Below are 19,801 nucleotides of genomic sequence, written 5' to 3' on the forward strand. Positions count from 1 at the left end.
CCCCTGGAGGATTCCCCGAGACACATGAACGGATGAATTAATGAACGAATGAATGAGTCTTCATGTGTTCCTGTATGGTGTGACGCGTGTCCACCACCCTCGCCCCAGCTCCGCGGAGCGCGCCCGCAGCCGCGGCGCCGCCCCGCCGCCGCACCCGCGTCCTCGCCCTGCCCGAGGCCCGCTGGGCGCTCGTCTCCCTCGTCGCCTTCCTCGCGGCCCTGCCCCTCGACCTCGGCTCCGCACCCGCCTGGACGTACGGCCCGCTGTACGCGGTCGCGTACGCCGCCGGCGGCTGGGAGCCCGCGCTCGAAGGGCTGCGGGCGCTGCGCGAGAAGACCCTGGACGTCGACCTGCTGATGATCGTCGCGGCGCTCGGCGCGGCGGCCATCGGGCAGGTCCTCGACGGCGCCCTGCTGATCGTCATCTTCGCCACCTCCGGCGCCCTGGAGGCCCTGGCCACCGCCCGCACCGCCGACTCCGTGCGCGGCCTGCTCGACCTCGCGCCCACCACCGCGACCCGGCTGCGAGAAGGCGGCGAGGAGACCGTCCCGGCCGCCGACCTCGCCGTCGGCGACCTGGTCCTGGTCCGGCCGGGAGAACGGATCGGCGCCGACGGCACGGTCGTCGAGGGCACCGGAGAGGTCGACCAGGCCACCATCACCGGCGAGTCCCTGCCCGTCCTCAAACGCACCGGCGACGACGTCTTCGCCGGCACCCTCAACGGCACCGGGGCCCTGCGCGTCCGCGTCGGACGCGACCCGGCCGACTCCGTCATCGCCAGGATCGTCACCCTGGTCGAGGAGGCGTCCCGCACCAAGGCGCCGACCCAGCTGTTCATCGAGAAGATCGAACAGCGCTACTCGGTCGGCGTCGTCGTCGCCACCCTCGCGGTCTTCGGCATCCCCCTCGCCCTCGGTGCCGACCTCACGGACGCCCTGCTGCGCGCCATGACCTTCATGATCGTCGCCTCCCCGTGCGCGGTCGTCCTGGCGACGATGCCGCCGCTGCTCTCCGCCATCGCCAACGCCGGCCGGCACGGCGTCCTGGTCAAGTCGGCGATCGCCATGGAACGCCTCGGCGAGATCGACACCGCCGCCCTCGACAAGACCGGCACCCTCACCGAGGGCACTCCCGAAGTGACCGCGGTCACTCCCTTGGCCGGTGGCGACGTCGACGAGGACGCCCTCCTCGCCCTCGCCGCCGCGGCCGAGCACCCCAGCGAACACCCCCTGGCCCGCGCGATCGTGGCCGCCGCCCGCGCCCGGGGACTGCACATCGCGTCCGCCGACGACTTCACGGCGGCTCCCGGCCGCGGCGTGACGGCCGTGATCGACGGCCGCACGGTGCACGTCGGCCGCGCGGACACCCCCGACGGCGCCGAGACCACCGTCCGCGTCACCCGCGACGGCACCCTCCTGGGCACCCTCGCCCTCACCGACCGCCTGCGCGCCGACGCCGCCCGGGCCACCGCCCGGCTCACCGCCCTCACCGGCACCGCCCCCACCCTGCTCACCGGCGACCACGCGGCCGCCGCCGCCCGCGTGGCCGACGCGACCGGCATCACCGACGTCCGCGCCGGACTGCTGCCCGAGGGCAAGGTCGAGGCCGTACGGGAACAGGAGCGGAGCGGCCGCCGGGTGCTCTTCGTCGGCGACGGCGTCAACGACGCCCCCGCACTGGCCGCCGCACACGCCGGGGTCGCCATGGGCCGGGCCGGTTCCGACCTGGCCCTGGAGACCGCCGACGCGGTGGTCGTGCGCGACGAGCTGACGGCCGTACCCGCCGTCGTGGACCTTTCCCGGCGGGCCCGCGGCCTGGTCGTCCAGAACCTGGCCGTCGCCGGGGTCTTCATCACCGTCCTCGTCCTGTGGGACCTGATCGGCCACCTCCCGCTGCCGCTCGGTGTCGCGGGCCACGAGGGCTCGACCGTGCTGGTCGGCCTGAACGGCCTGCGGCTGCTGCGCGAGTCGGCATGGCGCCCGGAGTGATCCGCGGAGCCCCAGCACGCGTCACGTCCATGTCGGATTCCCGCCAGCCCCGGACCGGCCGGTGCACCATCCTGGACGCATGCAGACGGGAATGCACACCGACACCGAGCGCTGCGTGCGCGCCGTCCGGTCGAAGGACGCGCGGTTCGACGGCTGGTTCTTCACGGCCGTCCTGACGACCCGCATCTACTGCCGGCCCAGTTGCCCCGTGGTGCCGCCCAAGCCCGAGAACATGACCTTCTACCCGAGCGCGGCGGCCTGCCAGCAGGCCGGGTTCCGGGCGTGCAAGCGCTGCCGCCCGGACACCAGCCCCGGCTCGCCCGAGTGGAACCTGCGCGCCGACCTCACGGCCCGCGCCATGCGCCTGATCGCCGACGGCGTCGTGGACCGCGAGGGCGTGCCCGGCCTCGCGGCCCGCCTCGGCTACAGCACCCGCCAGGTGGAACGCCAGCTCCTGGCCGAACTGGGCGCGGGCCCCCTCGCGCTCGCCCGCGCACAGCGCGCCCAGACCGCACGGCTGCTGATCGAGACCACCCCGCTGCCCATGGCGGACATCGCCTTCGCGGCCGGTTTCGCCTCCATCCGCGCCTTCAACGACACGGTCCGCGAGGTCTACGCCCTCTCCCCGAGCGAACTGCGCACCCGCGCCCCCAGGAACCGCACCGCCCCCACCGCCCCCGGAGCCCTGTCCCTCCGTCTCCCCTTCCGCACCCCGCTCAACCCCGACAACCTCTTCGGTCACCTCGCCGCCACCGCCGTACCCGGCGTGGAGGAGTGGCGGGACGGCGCGTACCGGCGCACCCTGCGCCTCCCGTACGGTCACGGCATCGTGGCCCTCACCCCGAACCCCGACCACATCGCCTGCCGCCTCACCCTCAGCGATCTGCGCGACCTGACCGTCGCCATCAGCCGCTGCCGGCGCCTGCTCGACCTGGACGCCGACCCGACGGCGATCGACGACCAGCTGCGCGCCGACCCGCTGCTCGCGCCGCTCGTCGACAAGGCCCCCGGCCGGCGCGTCCCCCGCACGGTGGACGAGGCGGAGTTCGCGGTACGGGCCGTGCTCGGCCAGCAGGTCTCCACCGCCGCCGCCCGCACCCACGCCGCCCGCCTGGTCACCGCCCACGGCGACCCGGTGGACGACCCCGAGGGCGGCCTCACCCACCTCTTCCCGTCGACCGGGGCGCTGGCGGCGGTGGACCCGGAGACCCTGGCGATGCCCAGAACCCGCCGGACCACCTTCACCACCCTGGTCGCCCACCTGGCCGACGGCTCCGTCAACCCGGGCGTCGAGAGCGACTGGGCCGAGACCCGCGCCCGGCTCCTCGCCCTCCCCGGCTTCGGCCCCTGGACCGCCGACGTCATCGCCATGCGCGCCCTCGGCGACCCCGACGCCTTCCTCCCCACCGACCTCGGCATCCGCCGCGCCGCCGCCGAACTGGGCCTGCCCTCCACCCCGGCCGCGCTCACCGCCCGCGCGGCGGCCTGGCGGCCCTGGCGGGCGTACGCCGTCCAGTACCTGTGGGCGACCGACGACCACCCGATCAACTTCCTGCCCGTATGAGCCCGTTCGAGCCCGATCAAGCCCGCCCGAGGAGCCGGAGCAAAGCCGTGAAACAGCACACCGTGATCGACAGCCCCTACGGCGCACTCACCCTCGTCGCCGAGGACGGCGCCCTGTGCGGCCTCTACATGACCGACCAGCGCCACCGCCCGGCGGAGGAGACCTTCGGCGCACGCGACGAACGCCCCTTCGCCGAGACCGAGGAGCAGCTGGAGGCCTACTTCACCGGCGAACTGAAGGACTTCACCCTCGGCCTGCGGCTGAACGGCACCCCGTTCCAGCGCACGGTCTGGGCCCAGCTCCGGAAGATCCCGTACGGCGAGACCCGCACCTACGGCGAACTCGCCGCCGCCCTCGGCAACCCGGCCGCCTCCCGCGCCGTGGGCCTCGCCAACGGCCGCAACCCGATCGGCATCATCGTCCCCTGCCACCGCGTCATCGGCGCGAGCGGCGGCCTCACCGGCTACGGCGGCGGCCTGGAGCGCAAGCAGCGGCTGCTGGACTTCGAACGCGGGTCGGCGGGACCGGAGGCCCTGTTCTAGCCTCGCGGGCTCCGGGCGAAAACGCGTTGCCCGCCCGCCGCGGGGCCCGTTACGCTCACCGGACTCTGAAGACCACGCTCTCCCGAACGATGCCGCAGATGGGGAGCAGGCCCGCGCACAGCAGCCCGGGACCACGGAGGGGCGGCGCCACTGTTTCGGCATGCCCTCCGGAGGACCGCACCCATGCATTCCACGCACCGCCCGCACATCGGCCTCGGCCTGCCCGTCGACGACCCCGCCCTGCTGCTGACCTGGGCACGGCGCGCCGACGCGCTCCCCTTCAGCACCCTCGGCCTGCTCGACCGGCTCGTCTACGACAACCCCGAGCCCCTGGTCACCCTCGCGACCCTCGCCGGCGCCACCTCCCGCATCCGTCTGCAGACCGAGGTGCTGATCGCCCCCGTCCACAACACCGCGCTGCTCGCCAAGCAGACCGCGACCCTCGACCGGCTGTCGGGCGGCCGCTTCACCCTCGGCATCGGAGTCGGCGGGCGGGCCGACGACTGCCTCGCCGCCGGCATCGACCTCCACCGCCGGGGCCGCCGCCTCGACGAGCAGATGACCCTGCTGCGCCGCACCTGGGACGGCGGGCCCTACGGCCGGGACATCGGCCCCATCGGACCCCGCCCCGCCACGCCCGGCGGACCGCGTGTGCTGTTCGGCGGCTTCGCCCCGGCCGCCCTGGAACGGGTCGGCCGGTTCGGCGACGGCTTCCTCGGCGCCGCGCTGCCCGCCGCGCACATGAGCGGCCTGTTCCGCCAGGTCGAGGAGGTCTGGCGGAAGCACGACCGCCCGGGCCGGCCGCGCCTGGTCGCCCAGGCGAGCGTCGCGCTCGGCCCCGACGACACGGTGGAGCGGGCCCGGCAGAACCTCCGCGACTACTACGCCTTCACCGGGCGCGCCGAGTACATGACCAAGGGCCTGCTCACCACCGCGCGGGAGATCCGCGCCGCCGTCGACGCCTTCCGGGACATCGGCGCCGACGAGGTCGTGCTCTACTGCTGGTCCTCCGACCCCGACCAGGTCGACCGCCTCGCCGACGCCCTGTTCTGACGGGCCTCAGGCTTCCGGTCGACCGCCGCCGCCGCCGCCGCGGCCCGGCCCAGCCTCAGCCCAGCCCGTGCAGCAGCTCGGGCAGGGCTGAGCCGATCGGCTCCCGGACCACCTCGTCGGCCAGCTCGTCGTAGGGCGTCGGCTCGGCGTTCACGACGACCAGCCGGGCCCCGTGCTCGACGGCGACGCCGGCCAGTCCGGCGGCGGGCTCCACCTGGAGACTGGTGCCGACCGCGACGAACACCTGGCACGCCTTGCTGATCGCGACCGCCTCGCCCAGCACCACCGGGTCGAGGCGCTCGCCGAACATCACGGTCGCCGACTTCAGAATGCCGCCGCACTCCAGACACGGCGGGTCGGCCTCACCGGCCTCGATCCGGGCCAGCGCGTCCGCCATCGGCCCCCGGGCCCCGCAGCCGGTGCACACGTAGGCGCGCGCGGTGCCGTGCAGTTCGAGGACCTTGCGGGCGGAGACCCCGGCGAGCTGGTGCAGTCCGTCCACGTTCTGCGTGATCACCCGGACCGGTACCCCGCGCCGCTCCAGGTCGGCCACCGCGCGGTGCGCCGCGTTCGGCTCGGCGTGCAGCGCCGCGGTGTCGCGCCGCATCAGCCAGGAGCGCCGCCTGATCTCCGGATCGCCCATGTAGTACTCGTACGTGACGAGCTTCTCGGCCTCCGGGTCGCGCCGCCACAGCCCGTTCGGACCGCGGTAGTCGGGAATGCCGGAGTCGGTGGAGACGCCGGCACCGCTGAGGATGGCGACGAGAGGCTGACCGGTCATGCGGTCGAGGGTAGGGCGCCGGGGTGCCGTCGGCGAAGGGTTATCGGTCGACCCGTACGCCGTCGACCAGTTCGGCCGTGCCGGAGCCGTCCGCCAGTACGTCCAGCGCGGCCAGCACCCGGCCGTGCAGGGAACCGAGCAGATGGTCGCCGAGTTCCTCGCGCGGCACCAGCCGCCAGGACAGCAGCTCCTCCTCCTGCAGCCGGATCCTCTTGAGGTCGTCCTCCGACAGGACCCCGCCGTCGTACATGTAGGCCACGATCGGCGGCCTGCCCGCCCCGACCGACCAGTCCACCGCCAGCAGCCGGCCGATCCGCACGTCGAGGCCGATCTCCTCCAGGGTCTCCCGCCACGCGCCCCGCCGCGGGGTCTCTCCGTCGTCGGACTCGATGGTCCCGCCCGGCAGCGCCCACCCCTCGCGGTAGTTGGGCTCGACGAGCAGCACGCGCCCCGCGGCGTCCCGGAAGACCGCGGCGGCACCGGCGAGGACGCGGGGCAGACCGGCGATGTAGGTGGCGTAGTCAGCAGTGGTCATCCCGGAAGCCTAACGAGCGGCCCGGCCCCGGGCCCGGCGCACTCCCGGGGCGGGTGCACGGCAGGTTCCACGGTGTGGGCAGGGCATGACGGCGCGGGCGTCCTCCGGTTAGGGTCGCAGCGGCGCGACTGCCTTGACGTGCGCAAGGCCCGAAGAGCAAGGGGAGAGCAAGGTGGCTGACGCTGCTGTGGACGGGACCCGCCGGGTACTCGTCGCCGCGGACAAGTTCAAGGGCTCGCTGACGGCCGTCGAGGTCGCCGAGCGGGTCACGGCCGGACTGCGCCGCGTCGTGCCGGACGTCCTGGTCGAGGCGCTGCCCGTCGCCGACGGCGGCGACGGCACGGTGGCCGCCGCGGTCGCGGCCGGGTTCGAACGCCGGGAGGTACGGGTCGCCGGTCCCCTCGGCGACGAGGTGACGGCGGCGTACGCGCTGCGCGGGGACACCGCCGTCGTGGAGATGGCCGAGGCCAGCGGCCTCCAGCGGCTCCCGGAGGGCGTCCTCGCGCCGCTGACCTCGTCCACGTGCGGCTCGGGCGAACTGCTGCGGGCCGCGCTGGACGCGGGCGCGCGGACGATCGTGTTCGGGGTCGGCGGCAGCGCCACCACGGACGGCGGCGCCGGGATGCTGGCCGCGCTGGGCGCGCGGTTCCTGGACGCGGACGGCGAGCCGGTCGCGCCCGGCGGAGGCGGCCTCGCGGGCCTGGCCTCGGCCGATCTGTCGGGCCTGGACCCCCGCCTGCCCGACGTGGAGCTGGTGCTCGCCAGCGACGTCGACAATCCGCTGACCGGGCCGAAGGGCGCCCCGGCGGTCTACGGGCCGCAGAAGGGTGCCTCGCCGGACGACGTGACGGCCCTGGACGCGGCCCTCGCGCACTTCGCGAAGGTGCTGGAGCGGACGGAGGGTGTGGGCGCGCGGGCCGCCGAGTACGCCGCGTCGCCGGGCGCGGGGGCGGCGGGCGGCATCGGCTTCGGGGCGATGCTGCTGGGCGCGCGGTTCCGGCCGGGCATCGAGGTGATGCTGGACGTGCTGGGCTTCGCGCCGGCGCTGGAGCGGGCGGACCTGGTGATCACCGGGGAGGGCTCGCTGGACGAGCAGACCCTGCACGGGAAGGCACCGGCGGGTGTCGCGGCGGCGGCTCGGGCCGCGGGCAAGGAGGTCGTCGCGGTGTGCGGGCGCCTCGCGCTGCCGGCGGAGACGCTGGGGCGGGCGGGGATCCGGCGGGCGTATCCGCTGACGGATGTGGAGCCGGACGTCGCGAAGTGCATCGCGGATGCGGGGCCCATTCTGGAGCGGGTGGCGGAGGCCGTCGCGCGGGACTTCGTCGCGTAGGACCCCCGTTTCGGCCCTGAACGGGCCTCGTCCTCAAACGCCGGACGGGCTGAGGGGCGCGGGCACCCTTTCAACCCACCGAGTCGGGCGGTGGGTGGGGGGTCTGGGGGCGGAGCCCCCAGGGACGCCTACACCGGCGCCGGGCGCGCGCAAACAGAAGGGCCCCGAACCCGACCCGGGTCCGGGGCCCCACCCAGCGGAGCGCTACGGCAATTGCGCCGCCCGCGCCTCCCGCCGATTGTCACGGAAGTTGTTCACCCTGCGAGCGGTGGCGAACAGGGGGATCACCGCCCCCATCACCAACTGCAACGCGCACCCCGTCTGCAGCAGCAGCTGCCCGCTCGGCGCGTCGAACGCCCAGCCGGCCAGCAGCCCCATCGACAGGACGATCCAGGACAGCATCGCCACCGCGAGCCGCCCCCGCGGCTTCGGGTACTCGACCCGGCTCACCATCAGCCAGGCCGTCCCGAGGATCGCCAGCAGCGTCGCCACGAAGGGCAGCTCCAGCAGCACGATCGACACCACCGTCAGCGCCCCGAAGGGCGACGGCATGCCCTGGAACGTGCCGTCCTTGACCGTGACGCAGGAGAACCGTGCAAGCCTCAGCACCACCGCCAGCAGCACCACGATCGCCCCCACCGCCGCCACCCGCTGGTAGGCGTCGTCCGCGACCATGCCGTAGACGAGGACGAAGTAGGCCGGCGCGAGGCCGAAGCTGATCAGGTCGGAGAGGTTGTCCAGCTCCGCGCCCATCGGCGAGGACCGCAGCTTGCGGGCGACCAGACCGTCGAACAGGTCGAAGATCGCCGCGCACAGCATCAGGATGACCGCCGTGGCCGCGCTGTGCCGGGCCATGCCCGACTCGTCGCTGCCCATGAGGTGCGGGATCAGGATGCCGGTGGTGGTGAAGTACACCGCCATGAAGCCGCACGTGGCGTTGCCGAGCGTGAGCGTGTCCGCTATCGACAGGCGGAGCGAGAGCGGCATCTCCTCCTCGTCGTCCACCTCGTCGGCCTCCGGCACCCATCCGGCCTGGGTCTGTGGATCAATCACGGTCAATTCGAGTCACCCCAGCCACCGTCTTCTGACCCACCTCGACGTCGACCTCCACACCCTCCGGCAGGTACAGGTCGACGCGGGAGCCGAAGCGGATCAGACCGACCCGCTCGCCCTGCTCGACCTTGGTGCCCTGCGGCACGTACGGGACGATACGGCGGGCCACCGCGCCGGCGATCTGGATCATCTCGATGTCGCCGAGCTCGGTGTCGAAGTGCCACACGACGCGCTCGTTGTTCTCGCTCTCCTTGTTGAAAGCGGGAACGAAGCCGCCCGGCACGTGCTCGACCGACGTCACCGTGCCCGACAGCGGGGCGCGGTTGACGTGGACGTTGAGCGGGCTCATGAAGATCGCGACGCGGGTGCGGCCGTCCTTCCACGGCATGATGCTCTGCACCACACCGTCGGCGGGCGAGACGACCCGGCCCTGGGTGATCTCGCGCTCGGGGTCGCGGAAGAACCACAGCATCCCCGCCGCGAGCGCGGTGGCGGGGACGGCGACGGCCTTGGCGGCGCCCGAACGGCGGGCCCGCAGGAGGCTGACGGCTGCGGTGGCGACGGTCGGCAGAAGCCACGGCGAGGCTCCGCGCGCGAGGCGTACGCCGGCGAGGCTGTCGCGAGGTGCAGAGGTTTGGCTGTGGGGCATGGATGACCTTCGTAGCGGATGATGCCGCGCTATGACGGGGGACGGCGGCTTTCCGGCGATCGTAGCGGCTCCGCGCCGCAACTGGGTAAGCCAGGAAGCTGAGTCGGCGGCCGAACACTGCCTACGGGGTGTGACCTTCTTCTCCAAGAAAACACCCCGTATCCGGACATCTAACCCTGGAATCGATACTCTTCGAGCAGTCGGCGGCCGATGATCATTTTCTGGATCTCGGCGGTGCCTTCACCGATGAGCAGCATCGGCGCCTCGCGGTAGAGGCGCTCGATCTCGTACTCCTTGGAGAAGCCGTACCCGCCGTGGATCCGGAAGGCGTCCTCCACGACCTCCTTGCAGTACTCGGAGGCGAGGTACTTGGCCATCCCCGCTTCCAGGTCGTTTCGTTCGCCCGAGTCCTTTTTGCGCGCAGCGTTCACCATCATCGCATGCGCCGCCTCCACCTTGGTAGCCATCTCCGCGAGCTTGAACTGGATGGCCTGGTGCTGGGCGATCTGCTTGCCGAAAGTGTGACGCTGCTGGGCGTACTGGACACCGAGTTCGAAGGCACGCTGAGCGACGCCGCAGCCACGGGCCGCCACGTTGACGCGGCCGACCTCGACGCCGTCCATCATTTGGTAAAAACCTCGACCGGTGACGCCGCCGAGCACCCGATTGGCCGGAATGCGCAGGCCGTCCATGATGAGCTCGGTGGTGTCGACACCCTTGTAGCCCATCTTGTCGATCTTGCCGGGGATGGTCAGACCCGGGCGGACCTCGCCGAAACCGGGCTCCTTCTCCACCAGGAAGGTCGTCATCGACTTGTGCGGGGCCGTCCCCTCGGGGTGACCCTCGTCACTCCGGACCAGGACGGCCACCAGCGACGACGTACCGCCGTTCGTCAGCCACATCTTCTGGCCGTTCAGGACGTACTCCTCGCCGTCCTGCACGGCCTTCGAGGAGATCGCCGAGACGTCGGAGCCCAGCGCCGGCTCGGACATCGAGAAGGCGCCCCGGATGTCGCCCGCGGCCATGCGGGGCAGGAAGTGGTCCTTCTGCTCCTGCGTGCCGTGCTGCTTGAGCATGTACGCCACGATGAAGTGCGTGTTGATGATGCCGGACACCGACATCCAGCCCCGGGCGATCTCCTCCACGCACAGGGCGTAGGTCAGGAGCGACTCGCCCAGGCCCCCGTACTCCTCGGGAATCATCAGGCCGAACAGGCCGAGTTCCTTCAGCCCGTCCACGATGTCCTGCGGGTACTCGTCCCGGTGCTCCAGCTCGGTGGCGACCGGGATGATCTCCTTGTCCACGAAGTCGCGGACGGTCGAGAGGATCTCCCGCTGGACGTCCGTGAGGCCGTGGGTCTGGGCGAGGCGGCTCATCTCTACTTCCCCTGTTCCTTCAGCTCGGGCCGGCCGGGCTGCTCGCCGCCGCGCTCCTTGATGTATGTCTCGGTCGGCACCATCACCTTGCGGCGGAAGACGCAGACCAGGGTGCCGTCCTGCTTGTAGCCCTTGGTCTCCACGTGCACGATCCCGCGGTCGTTCTTCGACTTGGACGGCCACTTGTCGAGCACGGTCGTCTGGCCGTAGACCGTGTCGCCGTGGAAGGTCGGCGCCACGTGCTTGAGCGACTCGATCTCCAGGTTGGCGATCGCCTTGCCGGAGACGTCCGGGACGGACATGCCGAGCAGGAGTGAGTAGATGTAGTTGCCCACCACCACGTTCCTGCCGAAGTCCGTGGTCTTCTCGGCGTAGTTGGTGTCCATGTGGAGCGGGTGGTGGTTCATGGTGAGGAGGCAGAACAGGTGGTCGTCGTACTCCGTGACCGTCTTCCCGGGCCAGTGCTTGTACGTCGCCCCGACCTCGAACTCCTCGTAGGTGCGTCCGAACTGCATCGCGCTCAGCCCTCCGGGATCTCGAACTTGCTGGTGCGCCGCATGCCGGCCGCACGCCCCTTGCCGGAGACGACCAGCGCCATCTTGCGGCTGGCCTCGTCGATCATCTCGTCGCCGAGCATCGCCGAGCCCTTCTTGCCGCCCGCCTCGGACGTGTAGTAGTCGTACGCGTCCAGGATCAGCTCGGCGTGGTCGTAGTCCTCCTGGGAGGGCGAGAAGATCTCGTTGGACGCCTCGACCTGGCCCGGGTGCAGCACCCACTTGCCGTCGAAGCCGAGGGCGGCGGCGCGCTGCGCGACCTCGCGGTAGCCGTCGACGTTGCGGATCTGGAGGTAGGGGCCGTCGATCGCCTGGAGGTTGTTGGCACGGGCGGCCATCAGGATCTTCATCAGGATGTAGTGGTAGGCGTCCGCCGGGTAGCCGGGCGGCTGCTCGCCCACGACCAGGGACTTCATGTTGATGGACGCCATGAAGTCGGCCGGGCCGAAGATGATGGTCTCCACGCGCGGGCTCGCCTGGGCGATCTCGTTGACGTTGTTGAGACCCTGCGCGTTCTCGATCTGCGCCTCGATGCCGATCCGGCCGACCTCGAAGCCCATCGTCTTCTCGATCTGGGTGAGGAGGAGGTCGAGCGCGACGACCTGCTGGGCGTCCTGGACCTTCGGCAGCATGATGCAGTCCAGGTTCGGGCCCGCGCCCTCCACCACCGTCACGACGTCCCGGTACGTCCACTCGGTCGTCCAGTCGTTGACGCGCACGACGCGGGTCTTGCCGGTCCAGTCGCCCTCGTTGAGGAACTTGACGATGGTGTGCCGCGCCTCCGGCTTGGCGAGCGGCGCGCAGGCGTCCTCCAGGTCGAGGAAGACCTGGTCCGCCGGGAGGCCCTGGGCCTTCTCCAGGAAGCGGGGGTTGCTTCCCGGGACCGCCAGACAGGAGCGGCGCGGGCGAAGGCGGTTGACGGTCGTCATGCGGGGACCTCCAGGGGGTCGAGCTTGTTCGCGTACCGGATCTCGTCGACGATCCGGCCGATGATGCCGGTGATGTCGAAGTCCTTCGGGGTGAAGACCGCGGCCACTCCCGCGGCCCGCAGTTCCTCGGCGTCACCGTTCGGGATGATGCCACCGGCGATCACCGGGATGTCTGTGGCACCGGCCACACGGAGCCGTTCGAGCACGTCCGGCACCAGTTGCGCGTGCGAGCCGGAGAGGATGGACAGGCCCACCGCGTGCACGTCCTCCGCGAGAGCGGCGTCCACGATCTGCTCGGGGGTGAGCCTGATGCCCTGGTAGACCACCTCGAACCCGGCGTCGCGGGCCCGCACGGCGATCTGCTCGGCGCCGTTGGAGTGGCCGTCCAGGCCGGGCTTGCCGACCAGGAAGCGGAGCTTGCCGACCTCCATCTCCTTGGCCGTCAGCTCCACCTTGCGGCGCACCTCGGAGAGGGCCGAACCCTCCTCGGCGGTGACCGCGACCGGCGCCGAGGACACGCCGGTCGGCGCCCGGAACTCGCCGAAGACCTCGCGCAGCGCCCCGGCCCACTCGCCGGTCGTGGCGCCGGCCCGGGCGCACTCCAGGGTGGCCTCCATGAGGTTGCCGGTGCCGCGCGCGGCCTCCTTCAGCTTCTCCAGCGCCTTGCAGGGGCGCGGGTGGTTGAAGGGCGGCTGGTAGCGGGTGTCGCGCCAGTTCTGCAGCGAGGCGACGACGCGGGCCTCCACCGCCGGGTCCACCGTCTGGATCGCGGTGTCCAGGTCGGCGGTCAGCGGGTTGGGCTCGGTGCCCTCGAAGGCGTTGACACCGATGATCTTCTCCTCGCCGGACTCGATACGGGCCCGGCGTTCGGCGTGCGAGGCGACCAGCTGCGACTTGAGGTAACCGGACTCCACGGCGGCCATCGCGCCGCCCATCTCCTGGATGCGGTCGATCTCCGCGAACGCCGCCTCGACCAGCTCCTCGACCTTCGCCTCGACCACCTTCGAGCCCTCGAAGAGGTCCTCGTACTCCAGCAGGTCGCTCTCGTGCGCCAGCACCTGCTGGATGCGCAGCGACCACTGCTGGTCCCAGGGGCGCGGCAGGCCCAGCGCCTCGTTCCAGGCCGGCAACTGCACGGCACGCGCGCGTGCGTCCTTGGAGAGGGTGACCGCCAGCATCTCCAGCACGATCCGCTGGACGTTGTTCTCCGGCTGCGCCTCGGTCAGGCCCAGGGAGTTGACCTGGACGCCGTAGCGGAAGCGGCGGTGCTTGGGGTTCTCGATGCCGTAGCGCTCGCGCGTGACGCGGTCCCAGATGCGGCCGAAGGCGCGCATCTTGCACATCTCCTCGACGAAGCGCACGCCCGCGTTCACGAAGAAGGAGATGCGGCCGACCACGTCACCCATGCGCTCCTGCGGCACCTGACCGCTGTCGCGCACCGCGTCGAGCACGGCGATCGCGGTGGACATCGCGTACGCGATCTCCTGCACCGGCGTGGCGCCCGCCTCCTGCAGGTGGTAGCTGCAGATGTTGATCGGGTTCCACTTCGGCAGGTGGGAGACCGTGTACGCGATCATGTCGGTCGTCAGGCGGAGCGACGGTCCCGGGGGGAAGACGTGCGTGCCCCGGGACAGGTACTCCTTGACGATGTCGTTCTGGGTCGTGCCCTGGAGCTCGGTGATGTCCGCACCCTGCTCCTCCGCGACGACCTGGTAGAGCGCCAGCAGCCACATGGCCGTGGCGTTGATGGTCATCGAGGTGTTCATCTGCTCCAGGGGGATGTCCTGGAACAGCCGGCGCATGTCACCGAGGTGCGCTATCGGCACGCCGACCCGGCCGACCTCGCCGCGGGCGAGGATGTGGTCGGAGTCGTAGCCGGTCTGGGTCGGCAGGTCGAAGGCGACCGACAGACCCGTCTGCCCCTTGGCGAGGTTGCGCCGGTACAGCTCGTTGGACGCCTCGGCCGTGGAGTGACCGGCATAGGTGCGCATGAGCCACGGCCGGTCCTTCTGACGCTCAGTCACGTGGCGCTCCTCAGATGTTCCGGAAGCGGTTGATGGCGTCGAGGTGCTGGGCGCGCTTGTCGTGGTCGCGCACGCCCAGGCCCTCCTCGGGCGCCAGGCACAGCACGCCGACCTTGCCCTGGTGGAGGTTGCGGTGGACGTCGTAGGCGGCCTGGCCGGTGTCCTCCAGGGAGTACACCTTGGACAAGGTCGGGTGGATCTTTCCCTTGGCGATGAGGCGGTTGGCCTCCCAGGCCTCGCGGTAGTTGGCGAAGTGGGAGCCGATGATGCGCTTCAGGGACATCCACAGGTAGCGGTTGTCGTACTCGTGCATGTAGCCCGAGGTCGAGGCGCAGGTGGTGATGGTGCCGCCCTTGCGGGTGACGAAGACCGAGGCGCCGAAGGTCTCGCGGCCGGGGTGCTCGAAGACGATGTCGATGTCCTCGCCGCCGGTGAGTTCGCGGATGCGCTTGCCGAAGCGCTTCCACTCCTTCGGGTCCTGGGTGTTCTCATCCTTCCAGAACCGGTAGCCCTCGGCGTTGCGGTCGATGATCGCGTCGGCGCCCATCGCCCGGCAGATGTCCGCCTTCTGGTCGCTGGAGACGACGCAGATCGGGTTGGCGCCGCCGGCGAGGGCGAACTGGGTGGCGTAGGAGCCGAGTCCGCCGCTGGCGCCCCAGATGAGGACGTTGTCGCCCTGCTTCATGCCGGCGCCGTTGCGGGAGACGAGCTGGCGGTATGCGGTGGAGTTGACCAGGCCGGGAGCGGCGGCCTCCTCCCAGCTCAGGTGGTCCGGCTTCGGCATCAGCTGGTTGGACTTGACCAGCGCGATCTCGGCGAGGCCGCCGAAGTTGGTCTCGAAGCCCCAGATGCGCTGCTCGGGGTCGAGCATCGTGTCGTTGTGGCCGTCGGAGGACTCCAGCTCCACGGAGAGGCAGTGCGCGACGACCTCGTCGCCCGCCTGCCAGGCGTTGACGCCCGGACCGGTGCGCAGGACGACACCGGCGAGGTCGGAGCCGATGACGTGGTACGGCAGGTCGTGGCGCTTGGCGAGGTCACTGACCCGGCCGTAGCGCTCCAGGAACCCGAAGGTGGACAGCGGCTCGAAGATCGAGGTCCACACCGAGTTGTAGTTGACCGAGGAGGCCATCACGGCCACCAGGGCCTCGCCGGGGCCCAGCTCGGGCACCGGCACGTCGTCCAGGTGGATCGACTTGCGGGGGTCCTTGTCGCGGGTCTCGAGGCCCGCGAACATCTCCGTCTCGTCCTTGTGCACGGTGATCGCGCGGTACGACTCGGGGAGCGGCAGTGCGGCGATGTCGGCCGGCGTGGAGTCGGGCGACTGGATCGCGTCCAGGATGTCCTTCACGGTCACGGTGTTGCCTCCGGCGGTGAGCGCCCTGAGGGAGGGGCGCTGAGGGTTACGTCGGTGCTGCTGAGGTGAGGGTGTGTGCCTGTGACGCAGGCGTTCGGACGCGCAGGGGATGAGGTGCGGGGACAGCCCGAACACCTTCAACGTATGACACCGCGTGTCACCCCGCAAGGCACTGAGTGCCAGAAACTCTTCTCAGATGAATTCTTTACGTGACAGATGAGCGATGATCGATCGAATCATCCCCCGCCGAAGCGGAAAAAGGGGCGCCGACATGCAAAAACGGCCACCCGGTGGGTGGCCGTCGTCACAGCGCGGAACGGTGCGGAGGGGCGGTCAGCGCTCCTTGAGCGCCTGCTCGATGGTGCGCATGACCTCGTGCAGCGGCGCGTCGGTGCGCGCCACCGTCACGAGCACCTCGCCCTGCACGGAGGCCGAGGAGGCGGCGGGACGGGCGGTGGAGGCCGTGCCGCGGCCCGCCCCGATGCCCGTGCCGAAGGTCTTCCGCACGATCGAGAAGGCGTGGTCCAGCTCGGCCTCGACGTCGCCCTGCCCGTCGGCCCGCAGCCAGCGCCGCAGCACGTGGTTGTGCGCCGTCACCACGGCGGAGGCCGCGACCTCGGCGAGCAGCGGGTCGTCGTTGGCGTCGTCGTCGTGCGCGTGCTCGTCGAAGTGGCCGAGCAGATAGCGGGTGAACAGCCGCTCGTAACGGGCCACCGACGCGATCTCCGCCTCGCGCAGGGTGGGCACCTCGCGCGTCAGCTTGTAGCGGGCGACCGAGATCTCCGGCCGGGCCGCGTACATCTTCATGACTTCCTTGATGCCGCGGCACACCGTGTCGAGCGGATGCTCGTGCGCGGGCGCCGCGTTGAGCACCGCCTCGGCCCGCACCAGCGTGTCGTCGTGGTCCGGGAAGATCGCCTCTTCCTTGGAGCGGAAGTGGCGGAAGAAGGTGCGGCGGGCGACCCCGGCCTGGGCCGCGATCTCGTCGACGGTGGTCGCCTCGTACCCCTTGGTCGCGAACAGCTCCATCGCCGCCGCCGCCAGCTCCCGGCGCATTTTGAGCCGCTGGGCGGCGGCTCGGCTGCCGGCCGCGCTCTCCGGCGCGTCGGACGTGGCTGAGGTACGTGAGGACTTGGCGGGCTGGGACATGACCCGAACGTACTGCATGCGGGCGCAATCATGCGCGTGACCGGGGATTCCCCCGCCCGCGTGGGGCGGGGGAGACCCGGCCGGATCGAGCAGTCCGCCCCAGTCCTCCTCGGACCGCGGCCAGTCGCCCGGCGGCTCAGCGGCGGGCATGCTCGCGGAAACCGCGGCCCGTCTTGCGGCCGAGGCAGCCCGCGGCCACCAGGTGCTCGAGAAGCGGCGCCGGTGCGAGGCCCGGGTCGCGGAACTCCCGGTGCAGCACCTTCTCGATGGCGAGCGACACGTCGAGTCCGACCACGTCGAGCAGCTCGAACGGGCCCATGGGGTAACCGCCGCCCAGCTTCATCGCCGCGTCGATGTCGTCGAGGGTCGCGTAGTGCTCCTGCACCATCTTGACCGCGTTGTTGAGGTACGGGAACAGCAGCGCGTTCACGATGAACCCGGCCCGGTCGCCGCAGTCCACGGCGTGCTTGCGCACCTTGGCGCAGACCTCGTGGACGGTGGCGTGCACGTCGTCGGCGGTCAGCACCGTGCGGACCACCTCGACCAGCTTCATCGCCGGGGCCGGGTTGAAGAAGTGCATGCCGATCACGTCCTGCGGGCGCGAGGTGGCGCGGGCGCAGGCGACGACCGGCAGCGAGGACGTGGTGGTGGCCAGCACCGCGCCGGGCTTGCAGACCTTGTCCAGCGTGCCGAACAGCTGCCGCTTGACCTCCAGGTCCTCGGCGACGGCCTCCACGGCCAGGTCGACGTCGGCGAAGTCGTCGTACGTGCCCGTCGGAGTGATCAGATCCAGCGTCTGCGCGGCGGCCTCGGCGGTCATCCGTCCCTTGTCGACCGACCGGGACAGGGACTTCCCGATCCGGGCCTTGGCCGTCCGCGCCTTCTCCGCGCTGCGCGCGGCCAGCACGACCTCGTACCCGGCCTTGGCGAACACCTCGGCGATGCCGGACGCCATGGTGCCCGAACCCGCCACGCCCACCGCGCGGACCGGCCGCCCGGCGACCGGGGCGCCGTCCCCGGCCGGGGTCAGCGCGTCCGGCACGACGACCGCGCTGCCCGGCGCCTCGTAGGTGTAGAAGCCGCGCCCCGCCTTGCGGCCCGTCAGGCCCGCCTCGCTGAGCTGTCTGAGGATCGGCGCGGGGGCGTGCAGCCGGTCCCGGGAGGCGGCGTACATGGCCTCCAGGACCGTGCGCGCGGTGTCCACGCCCACCAGGTCGAGCAGGGCCAGCGGCCCCATCGGCAGGCCGCAGCCGAGCCGCATCGCGGCGTCGATGTCCTCGCGGGAGGCGTAGTTCGCCTCGTACATCGCGGCGGCCTGGTTGAGGTAGCCGAACAGCAGCCCGTCCGCGACGAAGCCGGGCCGGTCCCCGACCGCGACCGGCTCCTTGCCGAGGTCCAGGGCGAGGTCGGTGACGGCCGTGACGGCGGCGGGCGCGGTCAGCACCGAGGAGACGACCTCGACCAGCTTCATCGCCGGCGCCGGGTTGAAGAAGTGCAGACCGAGCACCCGCTCCGGACGGGCCGAGTCCGCGGCCAGCCGCGTGACGGACAGCGCGTTGGTGCCGGTCGCCAGGATCGCCTCCGGACGCACGATCCCGTCCAGCTCCCTGAAGACCCGCTGCTTGATCTCGTACGACTCCGGCACGACCTCGATCACCAGGTCGGCGTCGGCGGCCGCCCGCAGGTCGGTGGAGGTGCGGACGCGGCCCAGGGCGTCGGCACGCTCCTGCCCGGTCAGGCGCCCGCGCTCGACGGCACGGGCGGTGGAGGACTCCAGCGCGGCGACCGCCTTGACGGCCTGCGCCTCGCTGACGTCGATGCCGATGACCTCGCGGCCGGCTCCGGCCAGGACCTCGGCGATGCCGGTGCCCATGGTGCCGAGGCCGACGACGGCGACGGTGCGGAGCGGGGACAGAGGGGTGTCGGACAGGGGAGTGGCCATCGCGGGACTCCAGGAATGAGGGGTGACGACGGGAACACGCCCGGGTGGGCCGTGGGGCGCACCGGGTGCGTGAGAAGAGGAGAAGGAAGGGAGTGCGGGTGCTGCCGGGCCTACTCGCGCACACGCCCGGTGCCGTCGTAGGGGCGTGCACACGCCCGCTCGGCGACCTGTGACCGGCCCTGTCCCGAGGCCGAGTCCTGATGCGGTACCCGAGGTACCGGACCGACTGCCCTCCCGGTGGTTGCGTCACCAGACCACCGTGAGGAGTTGCTGCGGGTGGGTGACCCGCTCGTCTGAGGTTAACCCGCGGGTAACGAGCGCGCCAGCCCCCGACGTTCGTGATGTACGTCCCAGACGGGGTGTGACGCCCCTAACCTCGGTGTCATGGACGAAGAGTTGCGAGCGCTCACGGAGCGCTTACGGGCCGAGTCGGCGGCGTCGGGCGTGCCGGGGGCCGCGGCGGTGTACGACCGGCTCGTGGCGACCGGGGACCAGGACGAGCTGGCCGCCGTGCTCACCGAACCCGGACACCCGCTGTGGGCCCGGGAACTGGCCGCCTTCCGGCTCGGGGTGGCGGGGGACCGGCGGGCCTTCGAGTCGCTCGTGCTCCTGCTGAACCACCGCGACCCGCCCCGCTGTGCCTCGGCCGCGTACGCCCTGGCCCGCCTCGGCGACCCGCGGACCGCCCGCGCGGCCGCGGCCCTCGCCACCAACGAACTGCGGGTCGCCTACGCCCTGCACCCGGTACGGCTGCTGGTCGAACTGCGGGCCCCCGAGGCGGTGCCCGCGCTGATCACCACCCTGGAGCGGCGGCTGCGCCCGCACGACCCCTACCGGCGCGTCGCGCTCGCCTGCGTCGAGGGACTCGGTGCCCTCGGCGACGACCGGGCCGGCCCCGTCCTGAACGACGCCCTCGCCCATCCGGCGCTGGCGGAGGCGGCGGTGCGGGCACTGGGGGGCATCCCGGGGCAGCGGTGA

17 protein-coding genes are annotated in these 19,801 nt (G+C 71.8%); 6 read left to right on the forward strand and 11 right to left on the reverse strand.

Annotated features, from left to right (window positions below):
• The first annotated feature begins 86 nt into the window (after positions 1-86).
• The 4 genes from ACZ7MF_RS08440 (at position 87) to ACZ7MF_RS08455 (ending at position 5,147) form a co-directional block, all read left to right on the forward strand.
• Positions 87-1,988 (forward strand): heavy metal translocating P-type ATPase, encoded by a 1,902-nt coding sequence (locus ACZ7MF_RS08440; protein WP_471475301.1) that lies wholly within the window; start codon positions 87-89, stop codon positions 1,986-1,988.
• 79 nt (positions 1,989-2,067) lie between these two features.
• Positions 2,068-3,552: an AlkA N-terminal domain-containing protein gene (locus ACZ7MF_RS08445; protein ID WP_471475302.1), complete on the forward strand. Its 1,485-nt coding sequence runs from the start codon at positions 2,068-2,070 to the stop codon at positions 3,550-3,552.
• 47 nt (positions 3,553-3,599) lie between these two features.
• Positions 3,600-4,094: a methylated-DNA--[protein]-cysteine S-methyltransferase gene (locus ACZ7MF_RS08450; RefSeq protein ID WP_471475303.1), complete on the forward strand. Its 495-nt coding sequence runs from the start codon at positions 3,600-3,602 to the stop codon at positions 4,092-4,094.
• 183 nt (positions 4,095-4,277) lie between these two features.
• Positions 4,278-5,147 carry an LLM class flavin-dependent oxidoreductase gene (locus tag ACZ7MF_RS08455; RefSeq protein ID WP_471475304.1) on the forward strand — a complete coding sequence of 290 codons (870 nt, stop codon included), beginning with the start codon at positions 4,278-4,280 and terminating at the stop codon, positions 5,145-5,147.
• Between the two features lie 55 nt (positions 5,148-5,202).
• Here ACZ7MF_RS08455 and ACZ7MF_RS08460 read toward each other — a convergent pair whose 3' ends face one another.
• Both ACZ7MF_RS08460 and ACZ7MF_RS08465 read right to left on the reverse strand, forming a co-directional pair.
• The gene (locus ACZ7MF_RS08460; RefSeq protein WP_471475306.1) at positions 5,203-5,928 is read right to left on the reverse strand and encodes a Sir2 family NAD-dependent protein deacetylase; all 726 of its coding nucleotides are present in this window, start codon (positions 5,926-5,928) and stop codon (positions 5,203-5,205) included.
• A gap of 40 nt (positions 5,929-5,968) precedes the next feature.
• Positions 5,969-6,463, reverse strand: coding sequence for an NUDIX domain-containing protein (locus ACZ7MF_RS08465; protein WP_471475307.1), 495 nt, complete (start codon positions 6,461-6,463; stop codon positions 5,969-5,971).
• A 187-nt stretch (positions 6,464-6,650) separates the two neighbouring features.
• Between ACZ7MF_RS08465 and ACZ7MF_RS08470 the strand changes: the two genes are divergently transcribed.
• Complete coding sequence (locus ACZ7MF_RS08470) at positions 6,651-7,793, forward strand: glycerate kinase (protein ID WP_471477197.1); 1,143 nt, start codon at positions 6,651-6,653, stop codon at positions 7,791-7,793.
• A 204-nt stretch (positions 7,794-7,997) separates the two neighbouring features.
• Here the strand turns inward: ACZ7MF_RS08470 and pssA are convergent, their stop codons facing one another.
• From pssA to ACZ7MF_RS08515, 9 genes are all read right to left on the reverse strand, one after another.
• Positions 7,998-8,816 (reverse strand): CDP-diacylglycerol--serine O-phosphatidyltransferase, encoded by an 819-nt coding sequence (gene pssA, locus ACZ7MF_RS08475; protein ID WP_030178550.1) that lies wholly within the window; start codon positions 8,814-8,816, stop codon positions 7,998-8,000.
• Between the two features lie 22 nt (positions 8,817-8,838).
• Entirely contained in the window at positions 8,839-9,495 is a 657-nt protein-coding gene (locus ACZ7MF_RS08480) for a phosphatidylserine decarboxylase (protein WP_104631952.1), read from the reverse strand.
• Positions 9,496-9,665: 170 nt separating this feature from the next.
• On the reverse strand, positions 9,666-10,871 hold the full coding sequence (locus ACZ7MF_RS08485; protein ID WP_471475309.1) for an acyl-CoA dehydrogenase family protein: 1,206 nt from the start codon (positions 10,869-10,871) through the stop codon (positions 9,666-9,668).
• Positions 10,872-10,873: 2 nt separating this feature from the next.
• Positions 10,874-11,386 carry a MaoC family dehydratase gene (locus ACZ7MF_RS08490; RefSeq protein WP_471475310.1) on the reverse strand — a complete coding sequence of 171 codons (513 nt, stop codon included), beginning with the start codon at positions 11,384-11,386 and terminating at the stop codon, positions 10,874-10,876.
• A gap of 5 nt (positions 11,387-11,391) precedes the next feature.
• Entirely contained in the window at positions 11,392-12,354 is a 963-nt protein-coding gene (locus tag ACZ7MF_RS08495; protein ID WP_127892804.1) for an HpcH/HpaI aldolase/citrate lyase family protein, read from the reverse strand.
• A complete protein-coding gene (locus ACZ7MF_RS08500) occupies positions 12,351-14,378 on the reverse strand; it encodes a protein meaA (protein WP_471475311.1) in 2,028 nt (675 codons plus the stop codon). Before ACZ7MF_RS08500 ends, ACZ7MF_RS08495 begins: the two co-directional genes overlap by 4 nt.
• Positions 14,379-14,388: 10 nt before the next feature.
• On the reverse strand, positions 14,389-15,732 hold the full coding sequence (gene ccrA / locus ACZ7MF_RS08505) for a crotonyl-CoA carboxylase/reductase (RefSeq protein ID WP_471475312.1): 1,344 nt from the start codon (positions 15,730-15,732) through the stop codon (positions 14,389-14,391).
• Positions 15,733-16,065: 333 nt separating this feature from the next.
• Entirely contained in the window at positions 16,066-16,881 is an 816-nt protein-coding gene (locus ACZ7MF_RS08510; RefSeq protein WP_471475314.1) for a TetR family transcriptional regulator, read from the reverse strand.
• A 136-nt stretch (positions 16,882-17,017) separates the two neighbouring features.
• Positions 17,018-18,823 (reverse strand): 3-hydroxyacyl-CoA dehydrogenase family protein, encoded by a 1,806-nt coding sequence (locus ACZ7MF_RS08515; protein ID WP_471475315.1) that lies wholly within the window; start codon positions 18,821-18,823, stop codon positions 17,018-17,020.
• A 384-nt stretch (positions 18,824-19,207) separates the two neighbouring features.
• Between ACZ7MF_RS08515 and ACZ7MF_RS08520 the strand changes: the two genes are divergently transcribed.
• The gene (locus ACZ7MF_RS08520) at positions 19,208-19,801 is read left to right on the forward strand and encodes an adenylosuccinate lyase (protein WP_471475317.1); all 594 of its coding nucleotides are present in this window, start codon (positions 19,208-19,210) and stop codon (positions 19,799-19,801) included.

The organism is Streptomyces sp. NPDC111628 (assembly GCF_055635195.1).

Excerpts from the sequence above, each read along its gene's own strand:
- ACZ7MF_RS08495 (WP_127892804.1), bottom strand. The coding sequence starts at position 12,354 with ATGACGACCGTCAACCGCCTTCGCCCGCGCCGCTCCTGTCTGGCGGTC.
- ACZ7MF_RS08510 (WP_471475314.1), bottom strand. The coding sequence starts at position 16,881 with ATGTCCCAGCCCGCCAAGTCCTCACGTACCTCAGCCACGTCCGACGCG.
- ACZ7MF_RS08480 (WP_104631952.1), bottom strand. The coding sequence starts at position 9,495 with ATGCCCCACAGCCAAACCTCTGCACCTCGCGACAGCCTCGCCGGCGTA.
- ACZ7MF_RS08490 (WP_471475310.1), bottom strand. The coding sequence starts at position 11,386 with ATGCAGTTCGGACGCACCTACGAGGAGTTCGAGGTCGGGGCGACGTAC.
- ACZ7MF_RS08485 (WP_471475309.1), bottom strand. The coding sequence starts at position 10,871 with ATGAGCCGCCTCGCCCAGACCCACGGCCTCACGGACGTCCAGCGGGAG.
- ACZ7MF_RS08455 (WP_471475304.1), top strand. The coding sequence starts at position 4,278 with ATGCATTCCACGCACCGCCCGCACATCGGCCTCGGCCTGCCCGTCGAC.
- ACZ7MF_RS08460 (WP_471475306.1), bottom strand. The coding sequence starts at position 5,928 with ATGACCGGTCAGCCTCTCGTCGCCATCCTCAGCGGTGCCGGCGTCTCC.
- ACZ7MF_RS08465 (WP_471475307.1), bottom strand. The coding sequence starts at position 6,463 with ATGACCACTGCTGACTACGCCACCTACATCGCCGGTCTGCCCCGCGTC.
- ACZ7MF_RS08515 (WP_471475315.1), bottom strand. The coding sequence starts at position 18,823 with ATGGCCACTCCCCTGTCCGACACCCCTCTGTCCCCGCTCCGCACCGTC.
- ACZ7MF_RS08445 (WP_471475302.1), top strand. The coding sequence starts at position 2,068 with ATGCAGACGGGAATGCACACCGACACCGAGCGCTGCGTGCGCGCCGTC.
- ACZ7MF_RS08520 (WP_471475317.1), top strand. The coding sequence starts at position 19,208 with ATGGACGAAGAGTTGCGAGCGCTCACGGAGCGCTTACGGGCCGAGTCG.